Source organism: Microcoleus sp. M2_D5, assembly GCF_036701935.1.
GTDB lineage: Bacteria > Cyanobacteriota > Cyanobacteriia > Cyanobacteriales > Microcoleaceae > Microcoleus.
Window position 1 is genome coordinate 30,689 of the sequence record NZ_JAUBRP010000002.1, and the last position, 21,232, is coordinate 51,920.

The 21,232-nt window shown below is 44.9% G+C and carries 19 protein-coding genes and 1 pseudogene; 9 read left to right on the forward strand and 11 right to left on the reverse strand.

Annotated elements, in window-relative coordinates:
• Positions 1–167: 167 nt before the first annotated feature.
• Positions 168–761 (reverse strand): Uma2 family endonuclease, encoded by a 594-nt coding sequence (locus QUA50_RS00945; RefSeq protein WP_333258517.1) that lies wholly within the window; start codon positions 759–761, stop codon positions 168–170.
• Positions 762–1,049: 288 nt separating this feature from the next.
• Here QUA50_RS00945 and QUA50_RS00950 point away from each other — a divergent pair, with 288 nt between their 5' ends.
• Positions 1,050–1,526 (forward strand): orange carotenoid protein N-terminal domain-containing protein, encoded by a 477-nt coding sequence (locus QUA50_RS00950; protein WP_333258519.1) that lies wholly within the window; start codon positions 1,050–1,052, stop codon positions 1,524–1,526.
• Between the two features lie 366 nt (positions 1,527–1,892).
• Here the strand turns inward: QUA50_RS00950 and QUA50_RS00955 are convergent, their stop codons facing one another.
• The 4 genes from QUA50_RS00955 to QUA50_RS00970 form a co-directional block, all read right to left on the reverse strand.
• Complete coding sequence (locus tag QUA50_RS00955; protein WP_333258521.1) at positions 1,893–2,567, reverse strand: acetoacetate decarboxylase family protein; 675 nt, start codon at positions 2,565–2,567, stop codon at positions 1,893–1,895.
• 279 nt (positions 2,568–2,846) lie between these two features.
• Positions 2,847–4,328, reverse strand: a complete 1,482-nt coding sequence (locus tag QUA50_RS00960; RefSeq protein ID WP_333258527.1) for an S-layer homology domain-containing protein — start codon at positions 4,326–4,328, stop codon at positions 2,847–2,849.
• An 86-nt stretch (positions 4,329–4,414) separates the two neighbouring features.
• A complete protein-coding gene (locus QUA50_RS00965; RefSeq protein WP_333258529.1) occupies positions 4,415–5,401 on the reverse strand; it encodes a hypothetical protein in 987 nt (328 codons plus the stop codon).
• 4 nt (positions 5,402–5,405) lie between these two features.
• A complete protein-coding gene (locus QUA50_RS00970) occupies positions 5,406–6,095 on the reverse strand; it encodes a polysaccharide deacetylase family protein (RefSeq protein WP_333258531.1) in 690 nt (229 codons plus the stop codon).
• Positions 6,096–6,175: 80 nt separating this feature from the next.
• Here QUA50_RS00970 and QUA50_RS00975 point away from each other — a divergent pair, with 80 nt between their 5' ends.
• The 6 genes from QUA50_RS00975 to QUA50_RS01000 all read left to right on the forward strand — a co-directional run bounded on the left by QUA50_RS00975 (position 6,176) and on the right by QUA50_RS01000 (position 11,307).
• Complete coding sequence (locus QUA50_RS00975) at positions 6,176–6,472, forward strand: DUF433 domain-containing protein (protein WP_333258533.1); 297 nt, start codon at positions 6,176–6,178, stop codon at positions 6,470–6,472.
• Positions 6,473–6,690: 218 nt separating this feature from the next.
• Positions 6,691–7,458, forward strand: a complete 768-nt coding sequence (locus tag QUA50_RS00980) for a ChaB family protein (protein ID WP_333258535.1) — start codon at positions 6,691–6,693, stop codon at positions 7,456–7,458.
• Between the two features lie 375 nt (positions 7,459–7,833).
• Positions 7,834–7,992, forward strand: coding sequence for a rubredoxin (gene rd, locus QUA50_RS00985; RefSeq protein ID WP_333258537.1), 159 nt, complete (start codon positions 7,834–7,836; stop codon positions 7,990–7,992).
• Between the two features lie 24 nt (positions 7,993–8,016).
• Positions 8,017–9,273 (forward strand): NAD(P)/FAD-dependent oxidoreductase, encoded by a 1,257-nt coding sequence (locus tag QUA50_RS00990; RefSeq protein ID WP_333258539.1) that lies wholly within the window; start codon positions 8,017–8,019, stop codon positions 9,271–9,273.
• 114 nt (positions 9,274–9,387) lie between these two features.
• Positions 9,388–10,152: a hypothetical protein gene (locus QUA50_RS00995; RefSeq protein WP_333258541.1), complete on the forward strand. Its 765-nt coding sequence runs from the start codon at positions 9,388–9,390 to the stop codon at positions 10,150–10,152.
• A 381-nt stretch (positions 10,153–10,533) separates the two neighbouring features.
• A complete protein-coding gene (locus tag QUA50_RS01000; protein ID WP_333258544.1) occupies positions 10,534–11,307 on the forward strand; it encodes a class II aldolase/adducin family protein in 774 nt (257 codons plus the stop codon).
• A 110-nt stretch (positions 11,308–11,417) separates the two neighbouring features.
• Here the strand turns inward: QUA50_RS01000 and QUA50_RS29180 are convergent.
• The 4 genes and pseudogenes from QUA50_RS29180 to QUA50_RS01025 all read right to left on the reverse strand — a co-directional run bounded on the left by QUA50_RS29180 (position 11,418) and on the right by QUA50_RS01025 (position 14,242).
• Positions 11,418–12,341: pseudogene (locus QUA50_RS29180) on the reverse strand (Rpn family recombination-promoting nuclease/putative transposase).
• Positions 12,342–12,382: 41 nt separating this feature from the next.
• Positions 12,383–13,129 carry a HEAT repeat domain-containing protein gene (locus tag QUA50_RS01015; protein ID WP_333258550.1) on the reverse strand — a complete coding sequence of 249 codons (747 nt, stop codon included), beginning with the start codon at positions 13,127–13,129 and terminating at the stop codon, positions 12,383–12,385.
• A gap of 367 nt (positions 13,130–13,496) precedes the next feature.
• Complete coding sequence (locus QUA50_RS01020; RefSeq protein ID WP_333258552.1) at positions 13,497–14,033, reverse strand: GNAT family N-acetyltransferase; 537 nt, start codon at positions 14,031–14,033, stop codon at positions 13,497–13,499.
• Positions 14,033–14,242 (reverse strand): hypothetical protein, encoded by a 210-nt coding sequence (locus QUA50_RS01025; protein ID WP_333258554.1) that lies wholly within the window; start codon positions 14,240–14,242, stop codon positions 14,033–14,035. The genes QUA50_RS01020 and QUA50_RS01025 overlap by 1 nt, the downstream gene beginning before the upstream one ends.
• Before the next feature lie 136 nt (positions 14,243–14,378).
• Here QUA50_RS01025 and QUA50_RS01030 point away from each other — a divergent pair, with 136 nt between their 5' ends.
• Together QUA50_RS01030 and QUA50_RS01035 are read left to right on the forward strand one after the other, a co-directional pair.
• Positions 14,379–15,740, forward strand: a complete 1,362-nt coding sequence (locus QUA50_RS01030; RefSeq protein WP_333258556.1) for a calcium-binding protein — start codon at positions 14,379–14,381, stop codon at positions 15,738–15,740.
• A 214-nt stretch (positions 15,741–15,954) separates the two neighbouring features.
• A complete protein-coding gene (locus QUA50_RS01035; protein ID WP_333258558.1) occupies positions 15,955–17,313 on the forward strand; it encodes a calcium-binding protein in 1,359 nt (452 codons plus the stop codon).
• A gap of 215 nt (positions 17,314–17,528) precedes the next feature.
• Here QUA50_RS01035 and QUA50_RS01040 read toward each other — a convergent pair whose 3' ends face one another.
• A complete protein-coding gene (locus tag QUA50_RS01040) occupies positions 17,529–18,893 on the reverse strand; it encodes an MFS transporter (RefSeq protein WP_333258560.1) in 1,365 nt (454 codons plus the stop codon).
• A 318-nt stretch (positions 18,894–19,211) separates the two neighbouring features.
• Positions 19,212–21,221: an Eco57I restriction-modification methylase domain-containing protein gene (locus QUA50_RS01045; RefSeq protein WP_333258562.1), complete on the reverse strand. Its 2,010-nt coding sequence runs from the start codon at positions 21,219–21,221 to the stop codon at positions 19,212–19,214.
• Positions 21,222–21,232 lie beyond the last annotated feature (11 nt).

Consider the following 21,232-nt stretch of genomic DNA (forward strand, 5'->3'; position numbering starts at 1 on the left):
ATAAAATACACCGGACGGGCGGGACGCCCATCCCACAACATAAAATACACCGGACGGGCGGGACGCCCATCCCACAACATAAAATACACCGGACGGGCGGGACGCCCATCCCACAAAACAATCAAAATCATCCCACAATTATGCAACACCGTTTTTTTGAGGTGGGATTACCGATCGCCGAGAAAACTAGGAGGAAATACTTTAGATAAATCGAGGGACAAATCCTCAAAATTAGGGATGGCAACTGTCTCGTTAGGCAGAAAAATTCTCTTGACGCGATAACCAAATTTGCCTTGCGAATTCTGATAAGGTTCGCTGTAACATTCCAAACAAGTTTCTAATAAATTAAATATCCAATAATCAGAGATACCCGCTTCAGCATAAAGGGGCAACTTGACTTGTTTGTCGTAATTCAAAGAAGAATCCGCAATCTCAATCAGTAACAATATATCCGCTGTTGTGGGGTGAGAGGATAAATAGTCATCAGGGCGATTTTGGACGATCGCGCGATCGGGTTCTGGTTCGCTGTCATCAGGCAGAATAATCGGTTGTTGTCCTCGCAGTGTCGCCCGTTCTCCCAGCAGCTTAAATAACTCGCGTTCCAAGCGTGTCTCGCAAACAGAATCAGCCGTACTTTTAGCAGCTATGTTTACAAGTTGTCCCTCGATCAACTCAACTCGATCGTCCTCACCAAAGAACCCCAGTTCTGTGAGGCGGTGATATTCCGCTATGGTGAAGCGTTTTGCAGTTGCGATCGACATAACAGCCACCTCAATACAGGTATGTTGCGATTATACGCGATCGGCGATCGGCTAAACAATGTCAATCATGAGTTCCGCTAACAACAATATTGTCAAATTTTCCTCATCCTTTGGTTGCATTTTTTCCCAATTTTGGTGAATTTACTTGCCGAACTTATGTCCGGGATCATCTCTGTCTTAAGCAAGATTCTAGCATCACTATTTATTAGATACTTTAACTTAAGTAGCAAACAAAAGTTTTCTCACAGATAAGAAAACTGAGCAATACATATTATTTTGGAGGCTTGAATGACTTTTACTACCAGTGCTTACGACCAAGGAAAAGCAGATATTAAGACGTTGAGTGTAGACGACCAATTAGGTTTGCTGTGGTTTGTTTACACCGAAATGGGCAAGTCAATAACGCCAGCGGCTCCCGGTGCTTCCGGTTCGGAAATCGCTCAGGGTTTGTTCGAGCAAGTCAAGCCTCTGCCCCACCAAGAACAACTACAAGTAATGCGGGACATTGCCTCAAAAGCAAATACTGAAATCAGCCGGATGTACGGCTCGATGAGTCCTGAAACCAAGCTGGCTTTTTGGTATTTCCTAGCGGTAGGAATGGACGAAGGAACTATTATTCCCGTGCCTCCAGACTATCAACTTCCCGACGCAGGAAAAGCTTTATTAGGAAAGATTGAGGGGATGGATTTCCAGCAGCAAATTGATTTCCTTCGCGGTACAATTTTAGAAATGGGTGCTGAAGCCGCTCCGGGGGCTGGCATTTAAAAATAGGACTTACGAAAAACAACCCGGTTTCTCGGAGAATATTGGGTGTGCTAAGGACGCATTTTTTAGGAAGAAAGCCGGCTTTTAGCCGTTTGATACGTAAGTCCTCAAAAAGATTAGTAAGGAATGAGAATTAAATAACTTACAATGCGTGATGGTTCTTGTGGGATGGGCACTCTTAGCCCGTCCAGAAAGGGCGGGCTAAGAGTGCCCAACTCCTACTTCCCACTTTCAAGAGTGTAAATTATTTAATTCGCCATCCTAAGTAGCTCAAACTAATACGCCGCGCCAGAAACCCGGTTCAAGAAACCGCGTTTCTGGCTGTTCTGTTTTTTTAGCTTTACGGCGACTATCCGCACTTTACAGCTAATAACTGAATTCAACGGATTTATTTCCTACAACTTCCGGCGCAGCGACTGTTAAACGCATATTTTCGCAGGCAACTGTTAGCAAGGGCTGACCCAAGTTAAAACTGGCAAAAGGGCTTTCTTCTGGCACATCTAACTCGCCTCTAATCAAGCCGATTTTAGAACCAAATTCTCCTTTAAATAACAGCAAATTGCTGCTGTCAGCGCTGAAAACATTTCCGCTAAAAGGCACCGGGAAGGCTAAAGTTTGCTGGCTGTAATTGAGGCTGCACAGTTGACGGTTTCCTTGGCTAACTGTGACGCGGTAGCCTAGGGGTGCTGCCTTTACCGAATCGCTACCTTCCCAACTAAATTGAGCTAATTCTTTAGGAAGTCCCCAAATTTCGCGCCCGCCAGCTACCGAGTTAGGATTGTCTACGTAGATGTGGGAAATCCAAGCGCCCCATTTTCCTGCATAATTGGCGATCGCACTAACTACAATTAACTCATTGTACTCCATCACCGAACCCAACCCGTAGGACGATATATAAATGCCAGCTAGGGTTTTTCCGGGCAATACAGAGACAATTTCTAAGTCAGAGGGAACCAAGGGGCGCACTCGTGCCACATCTACCAATTGTAAAGTCCCAACAGCATAACCTTGCAGATTCCAAGGTGCAGATGGATATACCATTTTCAGTGATTAAATTTATGATATTTTATATTTATTTTAGCTTGGGGCTTCAAAAAGCCACAATTTTTGGTATTTCTTCACAAGTTGTTATGAGTTTACTTTATTTAAACAAATTAATATGTGACGGTAAATTAGATGAATAGTTGACTTGGGTTATCTGTTGTATGGGGGCGGGTTTAGTAATATTGTTAGTAGGAATTAGATATTTTTCGTAAAACCCGCCCCTACAGATATTATCAGCGTTTATCCGCGTTCATCTGCGGTTAAAAACCTCCAAGTCTACTTACTAGCATAACCCGTACTCACCAAAAACTCCCGCAACTTCCCAAAGTATTGAGTGCGATCGCGCCCTTGATAAACCCTCTCCAACAATTGCCAACCTTCCGCCTCCTGGCCCATGACATACTTGTTCGCCATGAAGGCAGCCAACACCCCTCTTACCTCCCCACCTTCACTCAGACGCTTGTTAGATTCCAGCCAAAGCTCAGCAGAATTCGTGTATATTTCCACCGGATACTGTTTGCTAACATCTTGCATTTTACCTTGGCGGTACTGCCAAATTTGCAGCGGAAAGCGAGAATCAGCGTAATTTGTAAAAGCCTCGGAAAATCTGCCGTCTTGACTCTTAAACTCTGGGACATCATTTTTGCCCAAATCGACAATTTCGTAACTCACATTGCCCCAGAAATGCTTGATATGACTGTATTTGTTAGCGCCGGAATCGTAGCGGTAAATAAACGAATAATTGCAGCAGCGGACACCGCTTTTGATTGACACTAAATCTGCCAGCACTTCCGGTTCCTTGTCGCCGTCCAAATCACGGATTCGCAGCGATAAAAAACGTCCTTCTGATATTTCTTCGCTGGCTATTTTGTCGGGATTATCTACTATAGAGCGAGTCGGAATCAGCACTGGTTCTTCTAATAAAGTTTTACCGTTGCGGATAATTTTGATGCGGAGATTTTTAGCATTTTCTGCTTCTTTTACGAAAGAAACTTCCGCCCGAACTTTCCCCGCTTCCGAGGTTTCTGTTGTTCGAGGCGGGCCGATATTCGCCGGAACTTGGGCGATATATTCCGAAGGAATTAAGGCAGTTTGGCCGGGTTTGGCGATCGCCTGACAGAAAAAACTTGCTACTTCGGCGCGAGTAGCATTCCGAGTAGGTTCTAGCTGTTTAACAGCCGGATAATTGACTACAAGTTGTTTTTCAGTGGCGGCGGCGATCGCACTTCTGGCCAGTTCGGGAATGTCCCGCGCATCTTCAAAAGTCGCATCCAAAATCTCAGCCGCCGGCCCTGCGGGTGTATATTTCAAGCCGCTGGTTAAAGCTACCAAAACCTGCCAGCGGGTAACATTCAATGTCGGGTTAAAAATACTGCCGCTGTAACCGGACATAAAACCCGTCTGATAAGCTTCTCGAATTGCTTGAAAACCCCAGTAATTTGTGGGAATATCTGCAAAGTTGATCGGAGATCGGACGGTTTTGGCATCTGGAAAAGCCATGCGAACCATCGCCGCAAACTCAGCGCGGCTGACGGGGCGATTCGGGCGAAAAGTGCCGTCTTCGTAGTAGCCACTGATAATTTTTTTCTCTGCTAACTCCTCAATGCAAGCTTGCGCCCAATGGTTGTTAACATCCGTAAATTTGGCTTGAGCAAATGCCGGTGCTACATTCATGGCGGGAAACACTAAATTCCCGATGATTATCCCCAGGGCTACCAGTAAACCGATGATAGCTTGCCATCTGTGCGATCGAATCATAGAACAGACTCCTCTACTTGCTTTCTTTGCGACCGAAATTTTCGTAAGTTTTAGATCGTATCAGGTATGTTTGCCAGATTTAAGACTTACTTAGAATCTAAAGTCATCTCCATTGTAAATTTACTGATCATTGTTAATTCATCAGGAAGCCCTGGAACTTTTAAACTCATTTCGCTATTTGAATTCACAGAAACAGCAGAGCGAACAGGCATTAATTTATCCAACCGGATTGTGGATTCTCCCCGACCCTGAGAAGCCAAGGAGTTGAGATTTACACTAGAGCCAGCAGGAAATAGGGGGGAGTTCAAAGTTTGGGGTTTTGCTTGCTGTTCTAAACTTGCATTCACAATCGCAACGTTATCTTGAAAACTCATCAATTCATAGGTGGCAATATTATTGAGATTAATTCCGTTAGAGTTCAGCGAAGAAGAAAGACGCCACTTTGCTCCTCGGCCAACTGCTTCGGTCGGCAGTGGCGCAGAAAGTTGGTCTATAGATTGAGACATTTGTTGAACCATTTGCTTAAAGCTATTATCAGATCCGGGTGGCAAAATAAAGTTACCTCCTTTATTAAAACCGCGACTGTCCATGATTAAAGAGCCTTTCAATCCCACCATTTTTTTGATTGTGGAACGCATACTTTCGAGCGCAGTTGGATTGTCAACCGTATCACTCATGATATCTGCGTTAGTGTAAGAAAACTGATAGTGAATATCGCCGTTATCATCAATCTTGGTGGCTTCTGTTTCGATTGTGATTACCGATGTCGGAATTTTAACTCCACGCAAAGGCTCACCTCTTGTGGACATTTCCATGCCCATTTTCATGGTCATTAGCGTTATTTCTTTGACATTCAGAGTCGGTTTCAAACGCATTTGCTGTCTCGGTTCAGAACCCGGATTGAGCAGTTCTATTTGAGTGGGTTGCGATCTGACAAAAGGTACGGATATGTCCCCAGCAGGCTGCTGCTGCACTACAAGTGGAGTTTCGGCGCTGACGGAAGCAGGAGAAAGCTCGATCGCCCATCCGGCACTTACGAAACAAAGAGATGCAATAAACTGTCTTTTTTTCATTAACTTAATTTCCTGTTATTTGAATGTTTGCCTGTTCCCACAGGCGATCGACTGTCACGAATTTGTAACCTTTATACAAAAGCAATGGAATTATTTGATCCGCAGAAGCTGCCACATCTTCACCGCCGCAATAGCCATCGTGCAGTACAATAATTGATCCGTTTTCCGTTTGCTGCACGATGCGACTAATAACTTTCCTCACCCCCGGCCGCACCCAATCTTCCGGGACAACACTCCACATTACAGGGCGATATTCCCACTGTTGCAATAACTCTAATGTTCGCGGCGTAAAAATGCCGTTAGGCGGCCGCACGTCCAAGATTAATTTTGGGTCTAAATCGCAAGCTTTGGCAATTGCTTTCTGCGTGTCTTCTAAACTTTGTTTGAGTTCGTGGGTTTTTAGTTTGGGAAACGATATATGCTGATAGCCGTGGAGACCGATCCAGTGTCCGCGATCGCACACTTCTTTAGCCGTTTCTGGATGCCTGTCCACGCAAAAACCGAGCCAGAAAAAACTCGCTTTGATGCCGTATTTATCTAAAACTTTTAACAGTTGAGGTGTGTGCAGACGGTGCGGCCCGTCGTCAAATGTCAGGGCAATCTCTCGGCTGTTGATATCTCCCGTCCACAGACATTTCGGGAAAGCCGATTTGAGAATGGGGTGAACCACAGGAAACAGGGGTGCTAATGGCATTGGTTAATGTTGCGAAAGTGCGATCGGGTAGAAATGAAGCAGCGTTACAATAGAGTAAAGTTAACTCAATCTAGGTAAATATGACAACTACCGTTCATATTGCAACGCTAATTGTCAGCACGCCGGGAACTTGCCGTGCCCCCCTCATCGCCAAAGCCCGAATTACCGTAGAAAATATTGCTATTGATTTTAATGCTGGGCTGACTCCAGAACAAATCATTGATGAAAAACCGCACTTGACTTTAGCACAAATTCATGGTTCAGAAGCCTACTATTATGCGAATCAAGACAAAATAGACGGGGATATAGCTGCAGAAAACGCTGAGTGGGAGCGCGGGGAATCTGAATATACGATCAAACTTAAGTCGTTACAATAATAGAATTTGATAGAAAGAGTTAGGAGCTTATATTAAAGCTGAATAACTGTTATGAATAGATGAGCTATCCCCACTTAAAAAGTGCTTAAGTCTTTTGATAGATTATCAAACTATCTGCGATAAATTGACCTCTATCTGAAGATCGATGCGATCGCCCTACAGCGTCCTCCTATACTGAAAACCAGCATAACTAATCGAGAAACGATCGAGGAGGAACAATGACCGAGGAATATTTAGCCGAACGCACAGTTTCAGCCGTATTTAAGGAAGAAGAACAATTAGACGGTGTAATTCGGCGGTTGCTCGATCGCGGAGTTTCCCGCGACCACATCTCAGTAATGGGCAAAAACTTTCAGTCTAAAACTAAAATTGCCGGCTTTCTTACTAAAAAAGATGTAATTTTAGGCGGTCTGCGAAGCGGAGCGATTTTTGGTTCCTTATTCGGTTCTTTTTTGGGTTTGCTAACCGGCGTCGGCGTGCTGTTTATTCCCTTTGTCGGTGCAGTAGTATCGGCGGGCCCGCTGGGTGCGGTACTGTTGGGTGCGGCTAGCGGCGCGATCGCAGGTTCGGCAGGTGCGGGTCTAGTTTCTGCTTTAGTCACCTTGGGAATGCCCGAAGACAAAGCAACCATTTATCAAACCCGCGTTGAAGCAGGCGAATTTCTCGTGATGGCAGAAGTTCCCGCAGATAAATCGGGCGAATTTCAACTATTGCTAGAAAGTGCAGGTGGCGAAGAAGTTTCAGTTAGCGAAATGACGCTGCCGCGCGCTGTCAAAGGTCGCTGCAACAGTCCGGCAGACTTATCTCCAGAAGTGCGATCGCACCTGTCGGAAGCAGCTCAAAAAACCTTTATCGAATCCTACAACACCGCATTTGACGAAACCAACGACTCGATACAAGCCGAACACACCGCTTGGAACACCATTCACCAGCAGTACGAAGAAGATGAAAACGGCGTTTGGACTAAGCCTTTAGCAAAAGTCTAGTCTTCCAATCGCGGCAAACTAATAAAAAATACAATCAAGCCTCTAGAACTGCGGTTCTGGAGGCTTTGACGATTTTAGATTTTAGATTTTAGATTGGTGCAAGACTTAATTAGATTAGGACTTACGCATGGGGGCCGAGAAACCGGGTTTTTTTACGAAAAGATGCGTTGCAGCCCGTAGATTCGGTAAAAAACCCGGTTTCTTTGTCTGAGTGCCTCCAGGACTGTAGATTTTAGATTTTATAATTGGGAAAAACTTAATTTTTAATAATTTAGGAATGGCCAAAAGTCTCATGAGTTTTTGAAATTAGTATTGCATTAGGTTGCCTTGTCAAGTACAATCTAAAAGCTTACAATTAAAAATTGAGTTAAGCAAATGCAAAAATACGTTTGTACAGTTTGCAATTACATCTACGATCCAGCAGAAGGCGACCCCGACGGAGGCATAGCTCCCGGTACACCCTTTGAAGATATCCCCGACGATTGGGTTTGTCCCACTTGCGGGGCGGCAAAATCCGATTTTGAACCAGAATAAGCGAGAAAAAATTTGTCCGATCGAATGCTCAAAATTACAGTTATCGGCGGCGGTGCAGCAGGTTTTTTTAGTGCAATTACCTGTGCCAAAACCTACCCGCAGGCCCGCGTCACTTTACTAGAAGCTGGCCGGCAACTCCTGGCAAAAGTTCGCATCTCTGGCGGCGGGCGCTGCAACGTGACTCACGCTTGTTTTGACCCCGGTGTTTTAGTGCAGAATTACCCCAGAGGAGGAAAAGCTCTGCGCGGTGCTTTTACTCGATTTCAACCCCGCGATACTGTAGAATGGTTTGCCAGTCACGGTGTGAAGTTGAAAACAGAAGAAGACGGGCGAATGTTTCCGATTACCGACGATTCGGGGACAATTGTTAACTGTTTGATCCGGGCGGCTGAGGATGCAGGCGTGAAAATTCGCACCGGCGATGCAGTAGTTTCTGTAAAGAAATTAACATTGGAGGGCGGACACGGGGGCACCGCCCCTACATTTGAAATTGAGTTGAAATCTGGGGAGAAATTGAAGTGCGATCGCATTCTTCTCGCTACAGGCAGCAATCCTTCCGGTTATAAGTGGGCAAAAGAGTTAGGTAATACTGTAGAACTGCCCGTTCCTTCTCTATTTACTTTTAATATTTCCGACAGCAGAATCAAAGATTTAGCCGGAATTTCTGTTCCTAATGCTAAGGTGAAATTGCCGGGAGCTAAATTAGAACAAAGCGGGCCTTTGCTAATTACTCACTGGGGTTTAAGCGGGCCTGCTGTACTCAAACTTTCGGCTTGGGGTGCGAGATTTTTGCACGATCGCCATTATAAAACATCCGTGCTGATTAATTGGCTTCCCCAGTACAATGCGGAAGTTTTGCGGCAGCAACTGCTAGGGGTTAAGTCGCAGTTGTCGCACCGCTTGATTGTTTCTAGCTGTCCGTTTCCGGTGCCGCGCCGCCTCTGGGAACGTTTGACAAGTTCGATCGGCATTGATGAGCAAAAACGCTGGGCCGACTTATCGAATAAAATCCTCGATCGCCTCCTGCAAGAACTTGTTCAAGGCGAATATCAGATTGCCGGAAAAGGCGCATTTAAAGAAGAGTTCGTCACCTGCGGCGGTGTCAACCTCAAAGAAGTCGATTTCAAGACAATGGAAAGCCGCCGCTGTCCCGGACTTTTCTTTGCGGGCGAAATCTTGGATATCGACGGCGTGACGGGCGGTTTCAACTTCCAAAGTGCGTGGACTACGGCGTGGTTGGCCGGGATCGCGATCGGCAAACCATCCGATTTTGGATTTTAGATTTTAGATTTTAGATTGGGGAATATTTGCTGTGTAAAGGTTTGGGACTTGCGATGGCGCGATGGCTTGCCAGTATTAAATTTTGTGTTATTTTTGAATTAAGAGGCACAAAATGTGAATGCAGTTGAGCCTGTAGAAGAAATTCGCAGTTTTGCCTCCTTCAACATCGGGGTCAAACACATGAAAAACTTTAAGCTGAAAACCCTAAAATTCCCGAACCACACTGACAGCCATTTTGACTCACCTTTCATCGAAAAAAATGGCTTGCTGGAACTCAACCCCAAATTTATCACTCCCGAATTTTTAACAGCCTGGACGTTTGAAACACACCTGTACGGCGAACAAGTTGCGATCGACCACTTTGTCATCACATTTCCCAGCCGCACCGAACTCCAAAACTACGCCGCATCTTTCCGCCCCTTCGGTGCCAAAACAGTCGAAGGCCCAGACTTATTCCCGCTCAACTTTTGTGCGGAAAACATTAATGTTCCCTCCGACTTGTGGCTGCATTTAATGACCTTATTAATGCCAGCCGGTGGGTTAGTAGTATTAGATGCGCCCCACGCAGCCGGCGACCAAAAAAACCGCTTTCAGCAAGAAAGAGGATTAGAAGCAGTTCACCACGTCGCGATTCGAGTCGAAAACGTGCAGAATGCTGCTAAAATATGGCAAAATAAAAAATTTAAACCGCTATCAGAGCGTCCTCTAGACTACGGCTCATTAACCCAGTGGTTTCTGCAAAACCCCGCCGGACAAATTATCGAATTAATCAAACGCCACCCCGGCAATAACGCAACTTTCGACTGCAAAAACATCGCAGGTTTGCGCCTCAGTGAAGATAAAGTCAGCAGTCAGCAGTCAGCAGTCAGTAGTCATTAGTCATTAGACCTCTGGCATAATTCTTGTGGAACAGGCATCCTGCCTGTTCAAGACTGGCTTTTCACTCCTAGGTCTATTAGTCATTAGGATAGCGAATTAAATAACTTACAATTTTAATTGTTATTGTGGGATGGGCGTCTCGCCCGTCATGAGTGGACGGGCGAGACGCCTATCCCACAAACTTGTGGAAGTTATTTAATTCTCATTCCTTAGTAACAAATTAGGACTTACGCATTCCTACTCAAGAAACCGGGTTTTTTACCCATATTAAAGGCTTTTAACCAGTATTGTCGTGAAAAAACCCGGTTTCTGCGTCCAGGACTGAAATACTTTTCGACCCAATTCACAATTCCCCGTCCCCAATTCCCAATTCCCAAATATATGATTGCATTAAAAATCCCCAAAGTTACAATTCAACCCCCAACATTCAACTCAATTGAAGAAGAACGCCGCCACCGCAAACAGCGTTTAGCCGCCGCATTGCGATTATTTGGCCGCTTCGGATTCAGCGAAGGAATTGCCGGACACATCACCGTCCGCGACCCCGAACACCTAGACCATTTCTGGGTCAATTCTTTTGGAATGCACTTTAGTTTAATTCGAGTCAGCGACCTAATTTTAGTCAACCACAAAGGCGAAGTTGTTGAAGGAAATAAACCCGTAAACGAAGCAGCATTTGCCATTCATTCCCAAGTGCACAGCGCCCGCCCCGACGCAATCGCAGCAGCCCACGCTCATTCTCCCTACGGCAAAAGTTGGTCGAGTTTGGGCCGCCTGCTTGACCCGCTGACGCAAGATGCTTGTTCGTTTTATGAAGACCAAGCTTTATTTGACGATTACACCGGAGTTGTTTTGGAAATTGAAGAAGCTAAACGCATCGCCAAAACTTTAGGTGAGAAAAAAGCTATTATTTTACAAAATCACGGACTGTTAACAGTAGGTCAAACAGTAGATGAAGCGGCTTGGTGGTTTATTGCAATGGAACGTTCTTGTCAAGCGCAGTTAATGGCCGAAGCAGCCGGAAAACCCATTCTCATCAAGCCAGAATGTGCGCGTTTGACACAGCAGCAAGTAGGGTCTCACCGCATGGGATGGTTTAGTTTTCAACCGCTTTATGACATGATAGTGCGCCGGGAACCCGACCTATTAGATTAGCTATATTGTGTGCTGCTAATTTGTAGGGTGCGTCGCTATGAGATGTTCAATGGAATTTGGAGATTGTAGATGGCGACGCACCTTACTAATTTTTACGGTGCGTCAGACTTTCATCCTGACACCGATTCCAACCAAGCTATCAAATCCTCTTGACTGGTAAAATCTAGCAATATTTCTCCTAAATCATCTAATTGTTCGAGAGATAACTGCTGAATGCGAGTTTGAATTTCAGGCGGAATTTCGCCAGTGCGCCGCGCGATTTGACGCAAGATTAAAGCTGTTTGCCCCTCAATTAGACCTTCTTGGCGACCTTCTTGGCGACCTTCTTGTATTCCTTTAATAACAGCACCGCGTTGGTCTTCAAAGAACATTTCCCGCTTTTCTAATGATGCTAACTCGTCAAGGTTTAAGGTAGACCTGTTAGCGATGTTAAAAGCTGTTTGAATTTCGGGTACTGACGCCAATTTATCCGGTATTTCCTCCAGTTCTGGAGCATTTTTTATAAAATAAATCCAGCTTTGAATCAGATTTTCAACTTGTTATAATTTTTTGTTAAACTTTGGCAGTTCAACGAAAACTAACTCTATTTCTCTATAATACTCGAAGTTTTCTTCGACTTCTTTAAAGACAAAATGTGAAAGGAACTTTTCTGTATTTTCAAACAAGATAAAATCCGTAATTGTGAGAGCGATCAGAGGATTTAATTTTGAGTAGCCTTCTCTCCGTTTGAGTTGAGTGGCGTAGGTTTTGGCTGCATTATATATGACGCGCTTAGTAAAAGCTTCTACATTGATGACCTGCATTTCGATAATTACAGTTTTGTTTCCCGTAATTTTTGCTTTGACATCCAGGTAAGTGTCTTTTAATCCAGTAACGCTAGGTGCGGCGTAGGGATCGATGATTTCTAAGTCTTTAATTGTCGGCTCTGCGTTGTAGAGCATAGCATTGAGGAAGCTAATCAAAACTTCTTTGCTCTGGGGCGAAGCAAAGATTTTTTTGAAACCAAAATCTGTCTTAGGGTTGATGAAATACATATTTTCTAATTAGTAACTTTTGTTTAATTGTGGTGATTATATCACAAAAGTCCTTCCATTTCTAAGTCTTCAATTATCTGCAATCCGCGCGGGTCGCCCACTCGCAAAAGTGAAGATTTAGCATCTTCCCTGACGCCCATATCTTCATCTTCTTCTAAAGCTTCAATCAGACCGTCGATCGCCCCAGCGTACACTATATTATTCGGCAATTCGCGCGCCAGTTGCCCGATCGCCCAAGCGGAATTACTTCGCACAGCAGACACAGCATCTCCCCGCAGCGCTTCAATCAACGGCGGAATCGCCGCAATCACCACATAGTAACCAACTTTTGCCATTTGACCCAGAGAACTCGCCGCCCACAAACGCACCGCCGAAATATCAGTTTTCAGAGCATCAATTAAAGATGGCAAAGCGCGGTGGTCCCTGCAATTTCCCAAGGCCCAAACTACCCCTTTGCGAACGTAACCGTTCCAGTCGCGGTTAAGCTGAAGAATCAGCGGTTCCACAGCATCGGGACTCGGATTTCGCCCCAACGCATAAGCCGCGCTTACCCGCACCAAGGGGCAACCGTCTCTCAACAAATTAATTAAATGCGAAATTGCTCGATCGTCCTGCAGTTCGCAAAAAGCCCGCGCCGCAATCATCCGGTGCTGAGGTTCCGGGGATGCAAGCATTGGCAGCATTTCATCGGGATCTGGCAGCGGGGGTTCGGATTCGTCAAATTGATCCAAAGGGCTTTCCAGTTCCGTGTCAGTATCAAGGGCGTTGGGGTAGTCGTTATTGTTCATAAAAAAACTTTACCGCACAGAGGATGCTCCTAAGCAACTCAGTCAGCAGTCAATAATTGTAGGGTGCGCGGGCAGTACCTTACTACTAAGATATTGCACCATTGTCAGCAACAGGCTTTCCGGCCTGTTCCACAACAGATAAATTTTCTTGTGGAACAGGCCGGAAAGCCTGTTCCTAAAAGGCTAATTGAGAATGGTGCAACATAGGACTTACTAAAAACAAATTCCTCTGCTGTCACCTAAGTTGGTAGCGACGACTTCCGTCCTCATAATTGCTGTCACCTAAGTTGGTAGTGACGACTTCAGTCCTCATAATTGGGATGAATCAGGACTTTAGCCCTGATTCCAAACCAGTAGAATTTATATTTCAAAGAGATTTGAGCATCGAGACGGAATGACTTTGATAGCCTAATTTTTGATAGAGATTCACCGCAGGCTGATTGCTCAGAAATACTTGCAAACCAATTTGCCGATCGCCCCTTTCCCGCGCCCAATTTTCAGCATGAATAACTAAAGCTGCACCGAGTCCTAAACGGCGATGTTCCGGTGCTACGTACAGCAAAAAAATGTGAGCGTAGCGTTCTCCGGTGGTTTGGTCGATCGCATTTCCCAACCACAAACATCCGACAACCGATGTCAGATTTTGGACTTGAGATTGAGGATTGAGATACTGCGAGGGAAGCGCCGGCAAAATTTCTGCCTCTTCCTGAGTGTTTTTCTGGCACTCTACCCACCAAACCGGCGTCTGGTTAGAAAAATACTGCTCGACAGTTTGAGCCAAATGTCCCAATTCCCCATCCGGGTAAAGCTCTCGGTAAGTCCGGTGCATAAACTTTACCAGTTTTGCCCGATCGAGTCCCGATCCCGATCGCAGCCAGTAACCCGGTATCAGTTGAGCAGACATCAGCGAGCGCGGACACGGAAAGCGGAATAATTTAGCCCCAAGAAAATTGGATTCACTACTGCCGCTTGCTTTTGGGGGAGCGCTTCCTCAATCGGTGCCGGGGCAGCCATGTCAGCCGGCAAAAAGATGCGAGCGCTGACTGCTACCAGAGCCAGGAAAAATACTAATATCGCTATTAATGGAGCAATGTATTGACGAATGATAGTCATAACCGCAAAAACTTGATTCTTGAGTTGATATTATCAAGTCTACCATACAAATCTTGTCAGCTATAATGGCTGCCATTGGACAATTAGCTCGAGAATAGAGCGATCGCAAATACCAACAAACAGAAAATCTAATATTATGAGTGCCTCGCCTGCTGTTTATGAAGCTCTAGCTAAATCAATTGTTTTTTTGAATCAAAAGCCTAGTGCGGCAAATGAAGTTTCGCGTTTCCTCGATACTAATGGCTACTATATCGATCGCGTATTCGACGACCCAGAAACAAACTTTTATGCGATCGGGTTCGGTTCATCCAATCCCGAAAATCCGCCCGCCCTCGTATTTAAAGGTACAGACTTCATCGACGGCGACGCTATCTTTTCAGACTCGCGGGACATAGGCTTACCCGAATTTGAAAAGAACAAAGATAATATCCAAAATTGGCTCACAGAAATCGGTCAAAATACTGGTAAAAACCCCAACAAATTATTGCCCGATGTCATCGGACACAGTTGGGGCGGAGCAGTCGCTCAAATTGTAGCAACCGAATACACAACTCTGACCGGCGATATCTTTACTTTCAACTCTCCGGGAGTATCAGCGAGTACATTCACCAGTTTTCGGAGAAATCTCGGCAGAGTCGGCAACAAAAATGTCACTCACTACATTGTCAGCGGAGATTTCGTCAGCTTGTTTGGCGAAGCATTTATTCCGGGTAAAGTATTTATCCAAAGTTTTACCGATCCGAGTATTAATCCCTTAACTGTTTTGGCAAAACATCGAACTGAAAATTTGTTAGCGACTCCGCCTGTGGGTTTTTTGCAGAGGCAAATTTCCGTAGAACAATTAAACAGTGCCGAATTTGCTTATAACAACGATTCAGATTTTAACGAGTTTATCGCTGCGATGAATTTTGCCCTGCCCAATGTGTCAGTCGCCATCAGAACCAGAGGAGGTGCAGAGAGTTTGAGAACAGCACCAGAATTTTCTTTTGTGCAGTCGATCGGACAAATGCAATACGGTTTAGCTCCCTTACAACCGAATTATTTATCAGGCGACGATCGCAACAATACTGCTACCGGCGGCCCTGGAGAGGATACAGTTATCGGCAATCGCGGTAACGATACTCTCAGAGGCAATCGAGGTAATGACAGCATCATCGGTGGTGATGGCGACGATTTCTTGTACGGCGGCAGAGATAACGATTATTTGGAGGGTGGCGACGGAAATGATTTGATTTCCGGCGAGTTTGGCAACGATTTTTTAATTGGTGGTGCGGGGCGCGATCGCTTTGTATTGGAACCCGGTGGCGGAGCAGATGTGATTGTAGATTTTCAAGATAGTGAAGATTTAATTACACTGTCGCGGGGTCTAACTTTTCCTCAAGTTACAGTAACCCAAGGTGTTGACGGAGCTTTAATTACTATCCCGGTTACTGGGGAAATTCTTGCTACTCTCAGAGGCGTAGTTGCCAGCGATATTAGTCGGGTAGATTTTGTATAGTTTTAGGGCGAGCAAAATTTGTATTTGTGGTGGCGAGAAACCCGCATGGGTTTTGTATCGAGATAGTTTTTTGTGTTAAAAAATATCAATTAACTTGCCCCTAAAAAGCCACGAAGAATGAGCAATTAATATGGTTAATAAACGAAGTTTATAGTAAACTGAGTTAAGTAGCTTAAAAACTAATTCCCCATCAAACGACAGGAAATAAAAAAATATGCCCTCCTCCCCCGCCGCTTACGAAACTATAGCCAAGCAACTTGTTTACATAGATGACCAGCCCCAGTTTCAAACTTTAGTTCAAACAGGTTTGAGTGCTGCTGGCTACCAAATCGATCGCACCTTTGACGATCCCGGAACAGGATTTCACGCGATCGGCTTAATTTCCACCACCCCAGACAAACCGCCCGTTTTAGTATTTCGCGGCACCGACTCGCTCATAGACGATATTGCCAACGCAGACCCGCGCGGCAGCGGTTTCAACCAATTTGAAGCCAACAAACAAGCATTAGGAAATTGGCTGACACAAATCAGTCAAGATACAGCCAAAAACCCCAGCCGCTTGCCACCAGATGTTCTCGGACACAGCTTAGGCGGCGCCATAACCCAACTAGCCGCCACCGAATTTACATCTACTATCGGAGATGTTGTCACCTTCAATTCTCCCGGAGTTGCTCAGAGTACAGTCAATACATTCAAGCAGAAAGTCGGCGCCGGAAAAAATGTAACTCACTACATAGTTAGCGGCGATTTTGTGAGTTTGGGAGGAGAAGCTTTCCTACCGGGAAAAGTAGTTCTTCAAACATTTACTAACCCGATTATCAACCCGCTACTTGTCTTGGAAAAGCACACCCAAAACGGTTTGTTAACTTCTCCTCCTCCCGGCTTGACTCAGACAGAAATCTCTGTAGACCAGTTGAACCGCCCTGATTTCACTTTCACAGATTCAGATTATTTAGAGCTGTTAGCTGGCTTAGACTTTGCACTGCCCGCCTTGGCAACATCCCTGGAATCGCGCAGCAGTTTAGAACAATTAAGAACCGCTCCGGGAAGCTCCTTTTTAACAAACGTTGTGGCAATGCAAACTGCTCTCGATGTCTCCAAAATTAACAATTTAGTAGGCGACGATGCCAACAATACAGCATCAGGTTTTGCAGGGGACGATATTATCACTGGCAATGGGGGAAACGACACTCTCAGCGGCAACAAAGGCAACGATATTATCAGCGGTGGCAGCGGCAACGACCTACTATTAGGTGGCAAAGGAGATGACAATTTGAGCGGTGGAGAAGGAGACGATACACTCATTGGCGCAATGGGTGCGGATCTCTTAATTGGTGGCACTGGACGCGACGTATTGGTGTTAGGATCGGGTGCCGGTACAGATACATTTTTAGACTTTCAAAAAGGTGAAGATTTAATCGGTTTGAGCGGAGGTTTGACCTTCAACCAATTGAGAGTTACTCCAGGCGATTTTATAACGACGATCGAAATTGCCAGTAACGGCGAAGTTCTTGCCAGTATTCCTGGCATTCCAAGTAGTCCGCTAACAGCTAGCGATTTTATTGCGATTTAGTTGGCTTCTGACAATACAGATATTGGGTAGGGACACAACAATGTTGTGTCCTTATTTTATATTAGGAAAACAAATACCGACAATTTATACTCTTCCATGATTAAAAACATCAATATTCCTCCAAGGGCGGGTTCACCGAAATCTTGAAAAAAAAGTGCAGACATTGGTAAACCAGCCCCGCCCGAACCTAATAATTATAGCGACCGGACTTGATCTTAATCGAAATCGTCCAGTCCAGGCCGGGGCATCGATGCTAATTTTTTCTCATCGTCTAGGGGCAGAAAGAAAATCGTCAGCATACCGGGAATCACAGCCAGCGCGCTCATCAAAAAATAATTTTGATAGCCGAGACTCGCCTGCAAGTAGCCGCTAAAAACCCCCGGAATCAGCACTCCTGCGGCCATAAAAGCCGTTGTAATTGCATAGTGAGATGCTTCGTATTCAGGGCGGACAGTCCGCATCAAGAACACTGTATAGGCAGCTACGCCAAGTCCGTATGTAAATTGCTCGATCGAATTTACGGCATAAGCCCATTCAATCCCCGGTTGATTGATTGCCAACAGCCAATACAGCACGTTAGTCGAATTTTGCAGAATAGCCGTCGGCCACATCCATTTTTTCAATCCTTGTTTCGCAATTAAATAGCCGCCCAGCAACCCTCCAATTAACAGAAACATTACCCCTAAAGTACCGGATAATAAGCCCATATCCGACGTAGAAACTGCTAATCCTCCTTTCTCAACTTTATCCATTAAAAATGGCGGAGCCATTTTAAACGTCAAGGCATCGCCCAAGCGAAAAATCAAGACGTAAGCCACAATCCAACCTATTTTATCTTGCTGAAAATAGGTTTTGAACGCTTCGATAAAGCTGGTTGTTTGTTGGGGGACACCGGATTCCAGATCGTAATTTCGAGGATAGGGAAGATACCAGCGCTGAAAAAGATATATCAGCACAAACATAATCGCACAAATGCCAAAGGCTGTCGCCCACCCGTAGTTAAGCGCCGACACGCTAAAATCCGAACCGAAAAGTGACAGCGGAATGTTTTGATATATTTTGGTGTCGCCTGTATTTCCGGTGACTAAATGCTGTTCTGCCAGTTTCCCCGCTAAGAACACCAATAAACCGCTACCGACAATGACAGCACCTCTATAAGCCGTGTTGCGAACCCCGACAAATAGTGCTTGTTGGTCTTTATTTAGAGTGTTTAAATAAAATCCGTCAATGGCGATGTCGTGAGTAGCTGACACAAAAGCGATCGCGGTAAAGATAACAAGCGATATAATAATCGGTGCCGGCGTTAATACGCCAAAAGCTAGGAAAGCAAACAGAAAAGCACAAATGATTTCGGTTGTTAAAATCCATTTGCGTTTAGTTGAATACAAATCAACAACTGGCCCCCACAAACCTTTTAAAACCCAAGGAAAAGACAAAAGACTTGTCAATCCGATGAGTTCGTTGCTGGTTCCCATACCTTTCAAAAAAATCACCGACATTAAATTAACGACGGTGTAAGGGAGACCTTGAGCGAAATACAATACTGATACCCACAATCCAGCGTTATGCTTTTTTTCCATTGCAGAGATATTTTACCTAGTTACTTATTTGATTTACTGAGTGCGATCGACAATTCCGGTCAATTCAACCCCTGGCCTCACAGTATATGCCATTCCGATGCCAGCGGCTGCCATATAAATAGTGCATTTTAGCATCATTCAGACTCACAAATATTTTCATTTTTGGAATAAGCCTGCAAAAGATGTTCTCCGTTAAAACTTAAATCTTGCACCATTGTCAAGAACAGGCTTTTCGGCCTGTTCCACAAAGAGTGTATTTCTTGTGGAACAGGCCGAAAAGCCTGTTCCTAAACAAGTAATTGACAATGGTGCAATATCTCAGTTAAAATGAACGAGGTAAGCGCGAACATTCTTGTCCCAATCTGAACTATCATAAGTTCGCAGCAATTCCAAAGCACTTTCTTCTATCTGATATGCAGTTTTTGGACTATTCACCGGACGTTCGGGACTGTCAGGATTAACAACAATTAAACCTGCATCTAGAAACTGATGCACCGTTTGGCAGCGCACAGTTTCCCGCGTATTTGGCACATACTTTTTACCGTATTGCTGAGCCATAAATTCTATAATTGGTGTGATTCCCAAAAGTGGAGATTTTGCCGATTTCCAAGCATCCTTTGGCTTGAGGTCAAGCAAAGCCAGAAGGGTTAAGCCGGAACGTTCGTTAAGCTGACATTTTGGAAAACCCAGCGCTGCAAGTATTTCTAGAGATTCATCAATACGGTTTTTGATTGTCATCGGGCTATTTTCTAACGGATTGGGATCCTTCAGCAGTTGTGTCTCGACAAGTCGATCAATCTCCCGCTGTGTAGGAAATATTTCTCCTATTTGTGCGCCAAGTAAAACTAATTGCTCTAGATTAGGATACTTCAAATTGCGTAAATCCGTAGCATTAACTTGAGTGTGTCCGTTGAACAGTCGGAAAAACGCATCTACCAAGCTCGAATTTAGATAAACGGCCAATCCCCGCGCCAGGGTGAGGTTTAATCCGCGTCCCTGTTGGTGAAAGTAATTCAAATGGTTCTCAAAACCAACGCGAGAACTATTAATTTTATTGGCATCCCAGACAACTGCAACAATTCGCTTTTTTTCTTCCTTTGACGAGAAGCGCTTGCTCAAAACATAATGTTCGTTAGGTACGAGGAGTGCAGCAATTTTTTCCGTGACAGCTAAAGCTTGATGCTTTCTCGTGGCTGTGGGATATTCAACACCGCCAGCCGAGAAGTGTGCGGGATAAATCAGCGGAACTGTACCGTTTTCAGGTTCTAGCCGCAAGTCAGACAGAACCCGAAAATCAACAACTTTTCCGGTAGAAACTGTTAAGCCTAATTCCTCTAGGGTGCAAGTAAATTGAGCCATTTGCTCGGCTACTTTCTGGCTGACAGAATCCGGTAAAATCCGAATAAATTGCTCGGAATCATTGGGATTAATTAGGGCGGTATAGGGCAGTTGGTGAGACAAAACCAGGTCGTCGCCCGCGCTGCTGCTTGAGGTAATTAGTACAGTATCTGGCTGTTCTATTTGTTTGGTGGCGCGCACAATAATAGTTTCTTGCAACACCGCATCATCGCGAAATGGCAACTGTCGAGATTCAAAGATGTGTACTTGGCGTAAAGCCATCATTTGAAGGAATACTTTGCGGAAATCTCGAAAGTATAAACCGTTGCAAAAGCTGCGGGGAGTAATCGATACTAATTCACCGTTTGGTTTGAGCAGGTGAGCGGCAGCAACTGTGAAGCCAGCGTAGAGATTGCTGGTTTCTAGCCCTATAGAACGCAGCAAGGTTCTGGCTTGGGATTTAGCGTCTATCTTGGCATAGGGAGGATTGATAATTGCATGGGTAAATTCCCGTTTTACTGGTTGTGTAAATAGATTTGGCTGCAACATATCGGCGCTGTCTTGAATAAAATCTATTTCGCGAACCTCACAGGTGAAAGATATCCCAAAACGCTGACATTCAATACTGCACAATTCTAATGTTTGCTTGAGGTATTCAATCAAAATAATGTCAATTTCATAAGCTGTAACGTGCAGGCTGTGCGGTTTTTTTGGGCGCTGGCAAAGCTCGCAAACAACTGCTGCTAATAGGGAACCAATACCAGCCCCGGCATCTAAAAGCGATATATCGGGACAGTTAAATTCAAACATTCCCGCCATCAAACTTGCGACTGAGGAAGGTGTTAAAAATTGTCCCTTTTCTCCTCTCTGGCTTTGCTGCAACTTTCGGGTTGCTTCTTGGCGCCAGCCATCTACTCGATCGAGCAAATTGCTGGCAGTTGAGTGGCTGTTACCCGGAAGGGCTAGGGTTTGAAATTGCGGTGCTATCATTTGTTCAAAAA

Bases quoted from the DNA above. Each gene is read 5' to 3' on its own strand.
- QUA50_RS01000 (WP_333258544.1), top strand. From the start codon at position 10,534: ATGATTGCATTAAAAATCCCCAAAGTTACAATTCAACCCCCAACATTC.
- QUA50_RS01040 (WP_333258560.1), bottom strand. From the start codon at position 18,893: ATGGAAAAAAAGCATAACGCTGGATTGTGGGTATCAGTATTGTATTTC.
- QUA50_RS00965 (WP_333258529.1), bottom strand. From the start codon at position 5,401: ATGAAAAAAAGACAGTTTATTGCATCTCTTTGTTTCGTAAGTGCCGGA.
- rd (WP_333258537.1), top strand. From the start codon at position 7,834: ATGCAAAAATACGTTTGTACAGTTTGCAATTACATCTACGATCCAGCA.
- QUA50_RS01020 (WP_333258552.1), bottom strand. From the start codon at position 14,033: ATGTCTGCTCAACTGATACCGGGTTACTGGCTGCGATCGGGATCGGGA.
- QUA50_RS01025 (WP_333258554.1), bottom strand. From the start codon at position 14,242: ATGACTATCATTCGTCAATACATTGCTCCATTAATAGCGATATTAGTA.
- QUA50_RS00975 (WP_333258533.1), top strand. From the start codon at position 6,176: ATGACAACTACCGTTCATATTGCAACGCTAATTGTCAGCACGCCGGGA.
- QUA50_RS00955 (WP_333258521.1), bottom strand. From the start codon at position 2,567: ATGGTATATCCATCTGCACCTTGGAATCTGCAAGGTTATGCTGTTGGG.
- QUA50_RS01030 (WP_333258556.1), top strand. From the start codon at position 14,379: ATGAGTGCCTCGCCTGCTGTTTATGAAGCTCTAGCTAAATCAATTGTT.
- QUA50_RS00980 (WP_333258535.1), top strand. From the start codon at position 6,691: ATGACCGAGGAATATTTAGCCGAACGCACAGTTTCAGCCGTATTTAAG.
- QUA50_RS01035 (WP_333258558.1), top strand. From the start codon at position 15,955: ATGCCCTCCTCCCCCGCCGCTTACGAAACTATAGCCAAGCAACTTGTT.
- QUA50_RS01045 (WP_333258562.1), bottom strand. From the start codon at position 21,221: ATGATAGCACCGCAATTTCAAACCCTAGCCCTTCCGGGTAACAGCCAC.
- QUA50_RS00990 (WP_333258539.1), top strand. From the start codon at position 8,017: ATGCTCAAAATTACAGTTATCGGCGGCGGTGCAGCAGGTTTTTTTAGT.
- QUA50_RS01015 (WP_333258550.1), bottom strand. From the start codon at position 13,129: ATGAACAATAACGACTACCCCAACGCCCTTGATACTGACACGGAACTG.
- QUA50_RS00950 (WP_333258519.1), top strand. From the start codon at position 1,050: ATGACTTTTACTACCAGTGCTTACGACCAAGGAAAAGCAGATATTAAG.
- QUA50_RS00945 (WP_333258517.1), bottom strand. From the start codon at position 761: ATGTCGATCGCAACTGCAAAACGCTTCACCATAGCGGAATATCACCGC.
- QUA50_RS00970 (WP_333258531.1), bottom strand. From the start codon at position 6,095: ATGCCATTAGCACCCCTGTTTCCTGTGGTTCACCCCATTCTCAAATCG.
- QUA50_RS00960 (WP_333258527.1), bottom strand. From the start codon at position 4,328: ATGATTCGATCGCACAGATGGCAAGCTATCATCGGTTTACTGGTAGCC.